Source organism: Pedobacter sp. UBA5917 (assembly GCF_002432345.1).
Lineage (GTDB): Bacteria > Bacteroidota > Bacteroidia > Sphingobacteriales > Sphingobacteriaceae > Pedobacter.
In genome coordinates this window covers 1-15,470 of sequence record NZ_DJDT01000332.1, presented here as the reverse complement: position 1 = coordinate 15,470, position 15,470 = coordinate 1, and the positions used below count along the sequence as shown (strand labels likewise).

Genomic DNA, 15,470 nt, shown 5'->3' with positions numbered 1-15,470 from the left:
TTATAATTTTAAACGGAAACCAATATTAACCCCTAAAGGCCTTCCCATATTTCCATAATCTATACCATAACCTCCGGCACCGCCCAACGATGGGTTGTTCGCATTTGCATCCGGATCTGTTCCTGAATAATTTGTAATCAGGAAAACATCTGTTAAGGTTACATAAGCGCCAAGGCCCTGAAGAAAATTAGTTCGGGAAAGCATTTTTGCAGGAAAATCGTACGAAATGGTAACATCCCTTAGTCTTAAAGATTTGATGTTTTTTTCAACGAACATTTCCGGCGCAATTCCGCTCGTTGTTGAACTATAGTAATTTGTATTTGCTGATGGCGTAACCAAAATAGTGTTAACCGTTGGGTTCGCGGTATTCTCCAAACCATCTTTCAGTACACCGGTTACTACCCTGGGCACGTCGCGATCTAGCGTTTTAACACTCAAGCCCCTTCTGTAAAGCTCGTATTGGGTCTGGTTGTAAACGTCGCCCCCTACCCTTAAATCCAACAGGAATGAAAGGCTGAAATTTTTATAATTTAAACTATTTACAAAACCAAGGTTGAATTTGGGCGTGCGATCGCCGATTACCGGAAATTCCTGGTCACTCCCCAAAATTGGCAAACCGGTTGCAGGGTTGATTAAAAGATCACCCTTGTTATTGCGCTGGTTAACCCAGCCGGCGATAGCAAGCGTACTTGCACCAGGAAAAACAGCTCCCCTTAGTCCATTTGCAACCCAGGTATCAGAATCATAAAGCTCCGGAAGTTCATCAGCGATGGATAACACCGTACCTTTATTATGCGTAAAATTAAAGGTCATATCCCAGTTTAAATCCTTAGTCCGGATCGGCGATCCTTTCAACTGTATCTCAACCCCTTTATTAACCACATCGCCACCGTTCATCAACCTGATTACCGAACCTGTACCATAGCTGATCCTCGGCGCGATAATCTGTTTATGGCTATTCAGTTTATAGTAGGTAAAATCTACACTGATCCTGTCCTTCAGGAAACCAAACTCGAAACCGGTTTCAAAGTTCTTGGTCTGTTCGGGCACTAAATCAGGATTTCCGCCATTGGCAAGATCGTAGTTAAACCCTCCACCTGTGCTGTTAACCGTTAACAAACGTGTAGCCAGTGCATAAGCCTTATATGGCTCCTTACCCGTTATACCTGCCGAAGCCCGCAACTTTCCACTACTGAAAACATTCCATTTTTTAACCGCCTCGAGCTCAGTAAAATTAAAAGCAAAACTTGCTGACGGATATGCAAAATATGGATTGCTTGGCATCAGCCTTGATGCCGCATCTACCCTGCCCGATAACGTTAAATAAAATAGGGATTGATAACCAAGCACCGCCTGGGCGAAAACACCCGCATTACGGTAACGGTTAATGGCCAGTTTGGCCGATTGCGTTGATGGAAGGGTATTGTTGATGCTATAAAAATCGGGATCGAACATATTCTGCCCCCTGGCCGAATTAACTGTATTGTTAACATCAGAAAAATTGGCACCAACGATATAGGTATTATTAAATTTTCCGAATTTATGTACCGCAGATGCCGTTACAGAACCATCCAATCTTTTATTTAAAGCCTGATAGGTATTAATGGTACCACCTGTTGGTGTAGCCGCACTGCCCGAGCCCGAAAAGGACTGGGTATGATAAACGGTTAAACCTGTGGTATTGGATAGATTGGTCCCTAAAATACCGGTAACCGTTAACCATTTGGTTGGTTTATATGATAAATTTGCATTACCAACAATTGCATTGGTTTTATCTTCTGACAGGTTTTTGTTCACATCCCAGAACGGGTTATCGCTTTCGCTGTAAATGGTACCTGTTGTTACCACCCTGTTCCCCACCGGATCGATCCAATTATTGACGTCAAATCTCGAAGGGAACCTCAACAACCCCATTAAATAACCCTGTACACCTTTATTTGCTTTTTTGTTATAAGCATTTGTATAACTAAACCTGGTGGTTACTTTAATTTTATCGGAAATTGGGATTACCCCTGTTACGCTTGATACAAACCGTTGGTAACGGGTAGTTGGAATTGTTCCTTTATTATCAGTGTATTCATTAGACCACCTGTAGGTTAAGGCTTCTTTTCCCCCTTCGATTACAACATTATGTTTTTGTGCAGTACCTGTTTTAAAGAAACTTCCAACATTATCATAAATGGGCAATCCTTCAGCATATTTTGGCCCAAAAAAATTAAAAGAACCTCCATTAAATATTCCATTTGCATCGCCCTGCCCGTAAACCTGCTGCACTTCGGGAGCATTGTTAACGGTTTCGATCCTTAACGAACCATTATACGAAACACTCGATTTACCTGCTTTTGCTTTTTTTGTGGTAATTACTATGGCTCCGCTTGCCCCCAGATTTCCGTAAAGCGCAGTAGCTTCGGGCCCCTTTAAAATGGTATAACTTTCAATATCTGCCGGATTGATATCGGATGCCCTGTTGGTATAATCCTGGCTCCTGTTATTACCGTTCATCGCTGTACTCCCCTGATTTAAAACGGAATTATCAATCGGCACGCCATCCAGCACAATCAAAGGGGAGTTATCACCCGTCATGGATACAATACCCCTCAAAATGATCTGCGAGGATGCACCCGGATCGCCCGATGTTGGATTTACAAAAAGCCCGGGTACCCTGCCGGCCAAACCATTGATAAAATTTTCGCGGCCCGTTTGAGAAACTTCATCACCCCGAACAGTAGGCGTTGAGTAACCCAGGCTTTTTGCATTCCGCTCAATCCCATAGGCCGTTACCACCACCTCGTTAAGGTTACCGGCATCAGCCAGGAGGGTAACGTTGATAGCCGTATTGACACCTACAGCCCTCTCTACAGTTTTGTAACCTACGTAAGAAAACACGAGTACATCACTTTTAGATGCCTTAATGGAATAGTTTCCGCCATTATTGGTTTGCGAAACTGTAGTGCTCCCCTTTATCCGGATGGAGACACCCGGAACGGGCCCGTCAGCAGAGCTGACCTTACCGGTTATAATTATCTGTTGCGCAAAAATTTGGGCAGACAGCATAATGATACCGATAAAACTAAAAAGTAGTTTTTTCATCATAATTAGTCAGTAAGAATTTAGTTACAGGTTGTTGTTTGTTTTCCGGCTAGCCAAAACACGCAAATTCACGCAATTTTGATGTTAGTTAAGTAAATATGCTGAATGTTTTCGACAATAAAAACAAATACAAAAGATTTATTGCGTTGTTAAACAATATTTTATTGCATCAACACGCAAAAACACGCAATATTTAAAAATTCTAAAAATGTTTTATACATTCGTTCCAAAACCAGAACATCCTATGCTGAAAAAAGAACGACACGATTTCATTATGCGCCAGATTAACCTGCACAACCGGGTACTTACTTCCGATCTGGTACAACTGCTCAATGTTTCGGAAGATACCATCAGAAGGGATCTACAGGAACTTGTTGATGAAAACCTGCTTTATAAAGTACATGGAGGGGCGCTATCCAAATCGTACCACAGTTCTTTCGACGATAGCACGGTTTATGCAAGGGAAAGTAAAATTGCGATCGGCAAAAAAGCTGTTCAGCTGATCAAAGATGGCATGGTGGTGCTAACAGGTGGAGGAACCACAATTTTGGAATTTGTTAAATTGCTCCCGCAGGGTTTGTCGGCCACATTTTTTACCATTAGCCCATTGGTGGCGGTAGAACTGGCCAAGTACAACAATATTGAAGTGATTTTGATCGGCGGTTTATTCTCCAAAAATTCGCAGGTTACCTACGGCGGACAGGTAATTACACAGCTATCGGAAATAAAGGCCGATTTATGTTTAATGGGCACCAGTGCCATCCATCCTGATGAGGGCCTAACGGATACCTACTGGGAAATTAACCAGCTTAAAAAAGCGATGCTGGCCTGTGCAAAAAGAACTGCAGTACTCTGCATTTCAGAAAAACTGGATATCGCATTACGATTAAGGGTTTGTCCGATAGAAAGCATCAGCTACCTGATTACAGAACTGAATGTAGAACACGAATCGCTTTCGCGCTACCGCGAAAAAGAACTCAATATCTTATAGCAAAAAAAAGCTGTATCATAAATATAGAATTGTCATCCTTGAGGGACAATTTATTTCATAAATCGATATTATGAGAGAGAGGTCTTTTTATCTAACTCTCATAATTTACCGTCATCTCGAGCGGAGTGCAACGTAGTCGAGAGATCTATCTCGAGATAGATCTCTCCATTCCACTGCGTTCCAGTCGAGATGACGGCACTCTGTTAATGGTAGCTTATCGAAGAACCCGCTAAAACGTTGGATCGGCAGGTGTATTGGTATTGTTATCCCGTTCCTGAAAAGGATAAGGGAAAAAATTCCGTTTCCGATCAGTGAGCGGCTGGTTAAACCGCCTCATATCTTCGATTTTTAAACCTGAAGCATACAGCTCAATTGAGCGGTGTTTGTAAATCAGATCGAGCAGCTGTTGCTGTGTATAAGGTCCAACCAATGGCGGCAAAGCGGCGGTTACCCCAAAAAGATCGGAGGTTTTGGTTACTACTTTGTTGAGTTCGATTAACGAATTGGTTAAATCAGGCACGCGGGCCAGCGCTTCGGCCTTAATTAAAATAATCTCGCCCGGCAGGTAAATAGGGAACGGACTTGCCGTTGCTGCAGCAAAACCATTCATACGCAGTGTTGCAGGGCTGCCAGCCATCAGGGTATAAAAAGGGATTCTTTTATCGGCTGCATCGGGAACATTTGCCCCGGTAAGCCCAAGATTTGTATTTAAAGGCTGAAAAACATTATTGGAAGAAATGATACTGAACAGGATGTTGGGCGAAGTAGTATCAAACTTGAAAAACGCGGCCTTTGTTAAATCAACAGCATTTGCTTCGGTTAAGGCGAGGGTATAATTGCCTGAAAACAGCGCATACCTTGATTTTAAGGCATGGATGGTGTTAACGATATTTACATCAGCAGGTACGTTGCCCAAAAATGCCGCAGAAATCGGATTGGCAGCGATAACCGTTAAGGCATTGTCCAAAACGGCAATGGCCTTGGTAAATCCGGCAGCGCGTGTAATGTATGCTACATTTTTGCCCGTACCATCGGGGATTTTTTCCCAGTATTGCGCCATATTACCAATTGCAAGGGCTTTAAATATGCTCGAATAAGCGATCAATCCTGCAGCGTATCCCTTATCACCTAAATTATTGGCGTTGCTGATCACCAGATCTGCATCGTACACAATCTTATTGGCACTGGCCCAAAGATTAAATAAAATGGTATTTGTCCCATCTACCGCACTACCTCCTGTACTCAGCTGTAATTCGGGAATATTCCCCGAGTTGAGCAACCTAAGCTCGTTGGTTACAAAGCCGTTTGCCGCGATAGAACTGAACATTACCCCCGTTCTGCTTAAGGTATATACCCGTTGCAAACCAATGGCCACAGCAGTTAATCCCTGTTGCGAACCCAAAGCCACGTCGGTTTTTGCCCTCGATGGATCCTGATACTCTTTTGTGCATGAGGCCAGGCACAGTGTTAACAAAATTGTTAACGAAGCTATTTTTGCCGAAATATGATTTCTTAAGATTTTCATAAAAATTTCTTTAGCGATTATAATTTAACTTGCAAACCCAAAGTAAAAGTGCGTGGAATAGGCACCGAACCAAAGTCTATATTACGTAATATGGTCGATTGTCCGCCAGAGTTTAATTCCGGGTCGTAACCTTTGTAATTATCCCACGAAAAGAGGTTCCTTCCGCTAACGGATACGGTAAGATCTCTTAAAAATTTGAGCTTGCCCACATTGTAGCTTAACGAAATCTCCCTTAGCTTAACGAAAGATCCATCATCTATCCTCCACTCTTCAATGGCATAAACACCGGCAACATAACCCCTTGGCAGTTGCCCCATCTGTTCCTGTTCGGCTACCTTGCCATTACCTACACCCTGGCGGGTCCTCCAATCGGCATTCCATACATCACCTCCTTGAACGGCATCAAACTGCACGTGCAGGCTCAGTTTTTTATAGGTAAAATCGTTTACAAACGACATGTTATAATCCGGATTGGGATTACCGATTACTTTACGCAGCGTGGTTCCGGTAGGCATGCCGTTTGCATCGCGCTGTGGTGTAAATGTGGTAGCAGAGTTTTGGATCCCCTTCTCGATCTGAGGGATACCCGCAGCATTGGTTAACAAACTGCCATCAGGATTCCGTGCAAAGAAAGTTCCGTAGAAAACACCGATTGCTTCACCGTTAATGATGGCAACAGGAGCACCCGGATTTGTACTGAACAGCCTTAAACCGCCCACATCCAATGCCTTATTCCTGTTTCTGTTGAACACAACCGTGGTATTCCATTTAAAATCTTTGGTACTAACGGGGGTTCCGTTCAATACCAGCTCAATACCCTTGTTCCTTAACGAACCAATGTTATCCAGCAAACTCGAAAACCCGGTTGAAGGCGCCTGTACACTTGCAATTAACAAATCGCTAACTTTTTTATTGTACCAGTTAAACTGCAGGCCCAGCCTGTTTTTAAAAAACGATAGGTCGGTTCCCAGTTCCAGTTCGCGCTGGCGCTCGGGCTTAACATTTTCATTCGCCAATGTAGCGCTCGAGAAAAGCGAGGCCCTGCCCAGAAACGATTGTGTTGAGTAAGCATTTATCCTATCGTAAGCTCCAATACCCGTTAAATTGCCCGATTCGCCATAAGCAGCCCTGATTTTAAAAGCATCCCACCAACCGGAAACACCCAGGTTTTTCCAGTAATCGGCCGAAGAAAGCACATAACTTACACTTCCCTTTAAATATTCCTGGGTACGGTTGGCCGATCCGAAAACAGAAGATTGATCTACCCTTAAGGCACCGGTAACAAACAGGTGGTTTTTATATTTAAAATTCTGTTGAATGTAACCCCCGCTTACCGAAAGCTCGGTACGGCCATCAATACTCGGCAATTGTGTTGCTGCGGCATTTACCGTTTCGATCAATGGTGCCAAACCTCTTCCGTTTACCAGTTGATACCTGGTTTTTTCGTATTGAAAGGAATAACCAAGCTGTGTTGTTGATGAAATCAGATCAGATAATTTAGCCTGGTAAGTGGCGTTAAACTCGTTGTTAAACTGGAAGGCATTATTGGTTGCCGCACTGGCATAACCATTTAATGTACCATCTAAAGCAGCCCCGCCACCGTAAAAATCAGGATTTACGTTATAGGCAAACGGAGGAATATAGGTTGATCCGCTCTGGCCAGAGTTATCAACCCCCAAAGTAAAATCCAGTGTCAGGTTTTTTACCGGATATAATTTTAAATTGGCGTTGGCAATAATGCGGTTGGTTTCCTGCCGCTGCTTAATATCTTCTATTACCGATACGGGATTTACCCTGCCCCGTTCGCCAACCGCGAGTAAGTTGCCATTGGCATCTCTTGCAAAAATATCGTGGAAGTTACCGATGATGGTTACCGAGTTCATCGGAGAGAAGAACGAGTTTCCATCCGGTTTTTCGTTGGCAGAACTGCGGATATAATTTAAACCGGCACTCAATTTTGCCCATTCGGTAATTTTCTGATCAATATTTGCCCTGAAATTGTAGCGTGTAAAATCAGTATTTTTAATAATCCCCTGGTTACTGAAATAGGCAGCCGAGGTATAATATTTCGTATTTTCGTTACCTCCCGAAACAGAAATGGTATTATCGGTACCAGTAGCCGACTGGAAGATGTAATCCTGGTAATTGTAACGGGTTACGGGTGTGGTATTGGTGAGCAAAACTGCCGGATCGCCTACCGTTTGGATCACATCCTGTGTAAAGGAATTAACCGATCCGCCAAATTTTACTGGCGATTGGTTTACGTCAATCTGCTTCCGTAAATGGCTTAAAGTTAAACTGGTGCTAAAATTAACCTGCGCGGCACCGATTACCCCTTTTTTGGTAAAAATCTGGATTACCCCTGAGTTCGCCCTTGAGCCATATATTGCCGCAGCTGCTGCACCATTTAAAACCTCTATACGCTCAATATCGGCCGGATTGATATCAACCATTCTGTTTTGGCCAATACTGCCCACAAAGTTTCCGCCATCGTAATTGGATGATGTATTGGTAACCCTGGTGGTAGAATTGTTTACGATAACCCCATCAATAATATAAAGTGGTTCTGATGATGAGTTTACCGAGCTTATCCCCCTTAAACGAACCGAAAGGCCACCAGCAGGGTCGCCAGAATTTTGGCTGATCTGTGCCCCGGCCGTTTTACCCTGTAACGAAGAGAGTACGTTGCCACTTGGAGCTTTGTTCAGGTCGTCGCCTTTAACGGTACTTACATAACTTCCCAGTTCTTTCCTGGTGGTTCCCTGCGATGTTCCGGTAACAATTACCTCATCCAAACCAACAGCATCTGCATTTAAGGCAGCGCTTAACGGCACCTGTTCGTTAGTGCCGAGATCAATAGCCTGTACTTTACTTTTGTAACCCACATAAGAAAACTGGACCTGGTATTTACCTGGAGCCAGATCTACAGCAAAGGCATAACCACCATTGCTGTTGGTACTGGTGGCTAAATTTGTATTGAGGATTTTAACCACAACGCCCGGGATGGCTTCGTTACTTGCGGCATCCGTCACTTTCCCGCTAATGTTGTAACGCTTGTTCTGTGCCTGTACCGTTTCCGAAAACAGGAGCAGCAGAAATGGGATCAACAAAATCGCAAAAAATCCTGTCGACCATTTGAGGTAACTTTTTTCCATAAAATTTGGTTTTGTGTTAGAAGATTAGTGTTAAAACAAATTTAACAAAATACCGCACAAAGCAAATTTTAGGCTCCGCTTTATTTTGAAGCGTTAAATGTTGAAAGGTTTAAATGCTGGAAAGTTGAAAGGTTGCAAAGTTGATTTCAAGCGACCAATAAGACTATTGACTTCAGACTGTAGACTAAGGACTGAATACTAAGAAGGCAAACTAATCTTTCCCATACAAACCGAAGGTACTCCCTGTCTGTTGCCAAAGTTTATCGGTTTACCGCAAAGTGTTTCGTTGGCCAGCACGGCAAATAAAACGGCTTCTTTAGCATCAGGATTGATATTTAAATCGTCGGTGGTTAAGAATTCGCAATGCGGCAGTTTATCCTTTAGAAGCTGTACCAATAACGGATTGTGCATGCCGCCTCCACTCATAAACACCCTGGCATTTGCATCCGCCCCAAAACAGCGTTTTATGGCATTGGCAATGGTTTTGGCAGAAAAATGACATAATGTAGCCATCACATCTTCCCTATTGATATCCGTTGTTGAAGAAACTTCCTGCGCTTTTGTTAAATAATCGAGGTTGAACAATTCCGGGCCTGTAGTTTTAGGAAAACCGAGCTCAAAGAAACTACAATCCAGCAAAGCCAATAGTAATGGTGCATTCGCTTCCCCCTGCAGCGCTACAGCAGCGTTTTTATCATAAAATTGATTAAAATGCTTTTGCATGTACTGGTCCATCAGTGTATTGCCCGGACCAACATCGGTTGAGAAAACCGAACTGGCATCCCTATTTCCCGGCAGGTAAGTAAAATTCGCTATCCCTCCAATATTCAGCATTATGCGGTCTTCGCCAGCTTCCGAAAAAATCAGGTAATCGCCATAAACGGCCAAAGGAGCACCTTCGCCACCTGCCGCCAGGTGTTTTTGCCGAAAATCGGAAAGGGTAATGATACCGGTTTTCACCGCAATATGGTCACCATCGCCGATCTGCAGGGTTCCGTTTGGGTAATCGCCAAGTTGATGCAATGATTTTGGTGCATGGAAAATCGTTTGTCCGTGGCTGGCTATAAAATCAACCTCTTCATTTTTAACCCCCCATTCAACCAAAGCTTCGTTAATAAGTGCGGCGTGTGTATTGGCAATATGCTCGTTCATAAGGCATACCAATTGCAAATCGACTTCCTTTTTTGAGAAAACGGCTTTTATCTTCGCCCTGAAATCATCGGTATAATCGCCTGTCTTAAACTTAAGTACCTGAACATCGGTTCCGGCACCATTGTTTTTAACCGAACAAAGTGCGATATCCAGCCCATCCATAGAAGTTCCGCTCATTAGGCCGATAATTAAACGCGCCGGTTTTGCCGCTTTCGAATACAATTTTTCAATCTGTGCGTTCATATTGATTTTTATCTTAAAAAGATCAAACGTTTGTCTGCTATCTTAATCTAATTTTATGCAAATAGTTCCAATAAAAGTAAATATCCTTTGTTACAAATTGGGCATTACTCTCTATATTTACTGCTCCGTACATTAAAAACCATATAAAAAAAATGGCTAGATTAAATTTACTGGAGGAGACACGTTTCGAAAAACTACCCGATAGCGTGTTCGAAAATCCAAAAATTGCTTCCATTAATGTAGCTCACCGCATCGCGGAGCTCATTAAATCAAAACAAGCAAGCAACACACCTGCAGTACTGGGCTTAGCAACAGGTGTTACCCCAATTGCAGTTTATGCCGAACTGGTAAGGCTGCATAAAGAAGAGGGGTTAAGTTTTAAAAACGTAATTACTTTCAATTTGGATGAATACTATCCAATGGCGCCAACGGCGGTACAGAGTTACGTTACTTTTATGAACGAGAACCTCTTCGACCATATCGATATCGATAAAAAGAACGTTCACATCCCTGATGGCACACTTGCATTGGAAGACATTCCGGCATTCTGCCTGGAGTACGAAAAGAAAATCGGTGATCTTGGCGGATTGGATATCCAGATTTTGGGTATCGGACGTACCGGTCACATCGGTTTTAACGAGCCGGGCTCTGCGCCTAACTCGGGTACCCGTTTAGTTACTTTGGATGATCTTACCCGCCGCGATGCCGCTCGCGATTTCGGTGGAAAAAGTTTCGTTCCAACCAAAGCCATTACCATGGGTATTGGTACCATTTTTAAAGCAAGGGAAATTATTTTAATGGCCTGGAGCCGTAAAAAAGCTTCGATCATTAAAAAAGCTGTTGAAGGTGAAATTTCAGGCGAAGTACCGGCTACCTATCTTCAGCTTTCTGAAAATGTAGAGTTTATCCTGGATGCACCAGCTGCTTCAGAACTGACCCGTTTTGATACACCTTGGTTGGTTAAAGATTGTGTTTGGACAGAGGCACTGATCCGCAAGGCGGTAATCTGGCTGGCCAACACCCTGAAAAAACCGATCTTAAAATTAACAGAAGACGATTACAACAATAATGGTATGGCACAGCTGGCTACCGAAAAAGGGCCGGTTTACAACATCAATATCCATATCTTTAATAAATTACAGCATACCATTACCGGCTGGCCGGGCGGTAAACCAAATGCCGACGATTCGCAACGCCCTGAAAGGGCCGAGCCGGCTAAAAAACGTGTAATTATCTTTTCTCCACATCCTGATGATGATGTAATCTCGATGGGTGGTACTTTCTTACGTTTAGTAGATCAGAAACATGATGTGCACGTAGCCTACCAAACCTCAGGCAATACTGCAGTTTGGGACGACGATGCATTGCGTTTTGTAGAATTCAACGTAGATTTTACAGAAAAAATGGGGATGGACAATTCGCACTTAAAGGAGCTTTACAGCAAAATGAGAACCTTTATCGATCAGAAAAAGCCAAACCAGGTAGATACTCCTGAGATCCAAACGGTAAAAGGACTGATCAGAAAAGGTGAAGCCATTGCGGGTGCTCGTTACTGTGGACTTGAGGATGATCATATCCATTTCCAGGCGCTTCCTTTTTACGAGAGTGGCAAGGTTCAGAAAAATCCGGTAACCGATGCCGATATCGAGCTAACAATTGAGTTATTACAGAAAGTTAAACCACAACAGGTTTATGCTGCCGGCGATTTTGAAGATCCACATGGTACGCACATTGTTTGTTTCAACATTATTTTAGCTGCATTAAAACGCCTGCGTAAAACAGAAGCATGGGCACAGGATTGCTGGTTATGGATGTACCGTGGTGCTTGGCATGAGTTCGAAACTTACGAAATCGAAATGGCTGTTCCAATCTCTCCACAGGAACTTGAGCGCAAAAGAAACGCGATCTTTAAACATCAAAGTCAGAAAGACAGGGCCGTTTTCCCGGGTGATGATGCAAGGGAATTCTGGCAACGTGCTGAAGACCGCAACCGAGATACGGCAAAAGCTTATGATGAGCTTGGGCTTGCAGAGTACGAAGCAATGGAAGCTTTTGTACGCTGGAAGTTTGAAGATTAAGTTTATTCACCTGCGAAGTCTCAAAGGCCAAGTGCCGGGCAAGACTTCGCAGGTCTTTAAAAAAGTTAATTAAACCTACAATTATCCCAATAGCTTTCTCCAAGCCAAATTTTAAACCGGTTCACGGTAAGTCTCAAAATAAATATTTAACTTTCTTATCAATTAGTCGTCCCTAACTAATTATTCAAATCATTAGAATATGAAAATAGAGGAAGGCTGCTGCTATCATATTTACAACAGAGGAAACAATAAGGGTAAAATCTTTTTCGACGATAGAAATTATATTTTTTTCTTAACGCAGTTCAAAAGGTATGTTTCTCCATACGCTGATATCTTTGCCTATTGTTTAATGCCAAACCATTTTCATTTTTTTATCAGGGTAAATGATCAGTTGAACTTTGAAAAAGGAATTAAAAACATGTTTATTTCTTATGTTAAAGCAATAAATCTAAGTTATAACAGAGTTGGCGGCTTATTCCAGGGAAGGTATAAAATAAAAAAAGTTGATACTGAAAGTTATTATACTAGAATTATCACCTACATCCACCAAAACCCATTAACATCGAAACTGGTTGAGTGAAAAGAAGACTACAAGTACTCTTCTTTTAGTGCTTATTTATCCACCGAACCGACGGCAGTTAATAAATCTGAAGTTTTAGAATGGTTTGGAGGTTTAGCAGGATTTATCGCGGATCATAAAATTTAGGAGATTACCTGCCTCAAACTTCCGAAGTGTCGCCCCCGCCCTTTCCCTTCCAAACTTCGGAAGTACCCTACATCTCCCCTCCAAAGCTCATTTTATTTCTCTTTCTAAAAACAATGCCCTAAATTAGTTAGCTGAACCAAAATCAACCAAACCACCATGACCGAGCCTAAACAACGATTACTTTCGCTAGATTTTTTTAGGGGATTAACTGTAGCTGCAATGATTTTAGTAAACAATCCGGGCAGTTGGGGTCATATTTATGCCCCTTTAGAGCATGCGGAATGGAATGGCTGTACGCCTACCGATCTTATTTTCCCTTTCTTTTTATGGATTGTTGGCGTTTCAATCGCCTTTGCCATGAGCAGCAGTAAAGCAGATCCTTCCACACATCAAAAAACGATTATCAAAGCCATTAAACGCGGGCTTATTCTCTATTTACTGGGTTTCTTTCTGGCTATTTTCGGAAAAATTATCAGTGCCATTATGGATGGCACCTCTATTTGGGGAGCTTTTCAAACGGTTAGGTTATTGGGGGTTCTGCAAAGAATAGGTATCGTTTTTATCATCAGCAGTATCATCTTCCTTAAAGCCTCTACCAAAACTATTTTTAAAACTTTAATTGTAATCCTAGCCGTTTATTGGGCATTAATGACATTTATTCCGGTTCCGGGTGTAGGTTATCCCAATATGGAAAAAGAAACGAACCTGGCTGCCTGGATAGACCGTGGAATTTTAACCGAAGCACATACCTGGGCCTCTTCAAAAACCTGGGATCCGGAAGGCATTTTAAGCACATTACCAGCCGTAGGCACCTGTTTGTTTGGTATTCTGGTTGGCGTTTGGATGCGCAGAAAAGATGTAGATAACCCCACTAAAGTAGCCTGGCTTTTTACAACAGGTATTACTGCCGTTATTTTAGGTTTACTCTGGGATTTACAGTTCCCGATTAATAAAGCGCTTTGGACAAGCTCTTACGTACTTTACGCCGGCGGCCTGGCATCAATTGGCCTGGCATTGTGTTATTGGGTAATCGATGTGCAGGGTTATAAAAAATTTACCACTCCGTTTGTGGTATATGGTGTAAATGCCATTACGGTTTTCTTTTTGGCGGGTTTGGCGCCAAGGGTACTAAATCTCATCCAGGTTACCAAACCCGATGGTTATAAGACCGGTTTATTGGTTCGTTTTTACGAAACCTGTTATACCCCTTTTTTTAGTCCGATAAATGCCTCGCTGGTTTGGGCCATTACCTATGTACTGGGCTTTTATGTACTGTTATATTTTATGTATAAAAAGAACATTATAATTAAGGTTTAGTAATTTTACGCATTATCGAACCTAACTATTGAAAAAGAAAACAACCATATACGATATCGCTAATGCCCTGAACATTACGGTATCAACTGTTTCGCGGGCATTAAGCGGTTTCCCGGCCATAAGCGATACCACAAGAAAAGCCGTGGTAGATATGGCCAAAAAGCTGAACTATAGTCCGAATAAACTCGCCTCGGCCTTAAAATCAGGCAAAACCTATATCATCGGCGTAATTGTACCAAGTGTACAGGCCCATTTTTTTGCTTCGATTATCCACTGTATCGAAGATGGACTGAAAGACAGCGGTTATCGGGTAATTATCTATCAATCCAACGAATCGGTAGAAAACGAGATCAACGGGGTAAGAACTTTGCTCGAAGCCCAGGTAGATGGTATTATGGCCTCCCTATCACTAGAAACAAAGGATGTTTCGCACTTTAACGAAATTATCGAACAGAATAAACCCCTTATATTGTTCGATCGTGTAAATGCCGGTTTAAAGGTACCCACCATTACGCTCGATGATTTTAACGCAGGTTATATTGCTACCAAACATTTAATTGATAAAGGTTTCAAAAAAATTGCTTTTGTAACCACTGCGCACCAGGTTAAAATTTTTAACGACCGTTTAGAGGGTTATAAAAAAGCGCTCACCGACCATAATTTCCCCATAATAGATGAGCATATCATTTTGGGTGGTTTATCGATTAAAGACGGTCGTTTTGGTGCGGGTAAACTGATGCGCGGCAACAAACCCGACGCCATTATTGCAGGAGATGATTTTACAGCCCTGGGTGTGATCCAAAAACTCAAGGAAATTGATGAAACACCGCCAGAAGTTGGTGTGATCGGCTTTGCCAACGAGGCCTTCTCGGCTTATATTACACCAAGCCTATCAACTATTGATCAGCACGCTTCGCAAATGGGTAAAGAATGTGCCAAAATGTTCCTTAAAATGATCGGACAGCAGAACCCCTATACCAAAATAGAACATATTGTACTTAATCCGAGTATTATCGAAAGGGAATCGACTGATAGAAAAAGTTAAAATAAAACGCCCGTCATCTCGACCGGAGCATGGCGGAGTGGAGAGATCTATCTTGCATAAAAGACCCTGACCGCGAAGCAGCTATTAGACAATTAAAAGTAATAGAAACAGCTAATAAAACAAGTTCAGGGTGACGATACGCTGGGGAGATCTATCTTGAGATAGATC

The 15,470-nt window shown here is 42.5% G+C and carries 9 protein-coding genes; 5 read left to right on the top strand and 4 right to left on the bottom strand.

Annotated elements, in window-relative coordinates:
• Entirely contained in the window at positions 1-3,093 is a 3,093-nt protein-coding gene (locus B2V92_RS23050; RefSeq protein WP_293312536.1) for a SusC/RagA family TonB-linked outer membrane protein, read from the bottom strand.
• 241 nt (positions 3,094-3,334) lie between these two features.
• On the opposite strand from B2V92_RS23050, the gene B2V92_RS23045 reads away from it, so the two are divergent.
• The gene (locus tag B2V92_RS23045) at positions 3,335-4,081 is read left to right on the top strand and encodes a DeoR/GlpR family DNA-binding transcription regulator (protein WP_293312558.1); all 747 of its coding nucleotides are present in this window, start codon (positions 3,335-3,337) and stop codon (positions 4,079-4,081) included.
• A 229-nt stretch (positions 4,082-4,310) separates the two neighbouring features.
• Here the strand turns inward: B2V92_RS23045 and B2V92_RS23040 are convergent, their stop codons facing one another.
• The 3 genes from B2V92_RS23040 to B2V92_RS23030 all read right to left on the bottom strand — a co-directional run bounded on the left by B2V92_RS23040 (position 4,311) and on the right by B2V92_RS23030 (position 10,156).
• On the bottom strand, positions 4,311-5,606 hold the full coding sequence (locus tag B2V92_RS23040; protein WP_293312534.1) for a RagB/SusD family nutrient uptake outer membrane protein: 1,296 nt from the start codon (positions 5,604-5,606) through the stop codon (positions 4,311-4,313).
• A gap of 17 nt (positions 5,607-5,623) precedes the next feature.
• Positions 5,624-8,761 carry a SusC/RagA family TonB-linked outer membrane protein gene (locus tag B2V92_RS23035; RefSeq protein ID WP_293312532.1) on the bottom strand — a complete coding sequence of 1,046 codons (3,138 nt, stop codon included), beginning with the start codon at positions 8,759-8,761 and terminating at the stop codon, positions 5,624-5,626.
• A 198-nt stretch (positions 8,762-8,959) separates the two neighbouring features.
• Complete coding sequence (locus tag B2V92_RS23030) at positions 8,960-10,156, bottom strand: anhydro-N-acetylmuramic acid kinase (protein ID WP_293312530.1); 1,197 nt, start codon at positions 10,154-10,156, stop codon at positions 8,960-8,962.
• A gap of 152 nt (positions 10,157-10,308) precedes the next feature.
• On the opposite strand from B2V92_RS23030, the gene nagB reads away from it, so the two are divergent.
• From nagB to B2V92_RS23010, 4 genes are all read left to right on the top strand, one after another.
• Positions 10,309-12,234, top strand: coding sequence for a glucosamine-6-phosphate deaminase (gene nagB / locus B2V92_RS23025; RefSeq protein ID WP_293312528.1), 1,926 nt, complete (start codon positions 10,309-10,311; stop codon positions 12,232-12,234).
• Positions 12,235-12,433: 199 nt separating this feature from the next.
• Positions 12,434-12,814, top strand: a complete 381-nt coding sequence (locus B2V92_RS23020; RefSeq protein ID WP_293312526.1) for a transposase — start codon at positions 12,434-12,436, stop codon at positions 12,812-12,814.
• 345 nt (positions 12,815-13,159) lie between these two features.
• Complete coding sequence (locus B2V92_RS23015; RefSeq protein WP_414691907.1) at positions 13,160-14,257, top strand: acyltransferase family protein; 1,098 nt, start codon at positions 13,160-13,162, stop codon at positions 14,255-14,257.
• A 28-nt stretch (positions 14,258-14,285) separates the two neighbouring features.
• Positions 14,286-15,302 (top strand): LacI family DNA-binding transcriptional regulator, encoded by a 1,017-nt coding sequence (locus tag B2V92_RS23010; protein WP_293312522.1) that lies wholly within the window; start codon positions 14,286-14,288, stop codon positions 15,300-15,302.
• The last annotated feature ends 168 nt before the right edge of the window (positions 15,303-15,470 follow it).

What these genes read in the sequence shown, in the direction of transcription:
- B2V92_RS23050 (WP_293312536.1), bottom strand. Translation starts at nt 3,093, where the DNA reads ATGATGAAAAAACTACTTTTTAGTTTTATCGGTATCATTATGCTGTCT.
- B2V92_RS23045 (WP_293312558.1), top strand. Translation starts at nt 3,335, where the DNA reads ATGCTGAAAAAAGAACGACACGATTTCATTATGCGCCAGATTAACCTG.
- B2V92_RS23040 (WP_293312534.1), bottom strand. Translation starts at nt 5,606, where the DNA reads ATGAAAATCTTAAGAAATCATATTTCGGCAAAAATAGCTTCGTTAACA.
- B2V92_RS23035 (WP_293312532.1), bottom strand. Translation starts at nt 8,761, where the DNA reads ATGGAAAAAAGTTACCTCAAATGGTCGACAGGATTTTTTGCGATTTTG.
- B2V92_RS23030 (WP_293312530.1), bottom strand. Translation starts at nt 10,156, where the DNA reads ATGAACGCACAGATTGAAAAATTGTATTCGAAAGCGGCAAAACCGGCG.
- nagB (WP_293312528.1), top strand. Translation starts at nt 10,309, where the DNA reads ATGGCTAGATTAAATTTACTGGAGGAGACACGTTTCGAAAAACTACCC.
- B2V92_RS23020 (WP_293312526.1), top strand. Translation starts at nt 12,434, where the DNA reads ATGAAAATAGAGGAAGGCTGCTGCTATCATATTTACAACAGAGGAAAC.
- B2V92_RS23015 (WP_414691907.1), top strand. Translation starts at nt 13,160, where the DNA reads ATGATTTTAGTAAACAATCCGGGCAGTTGGGGTCATATTTATGCCCCT.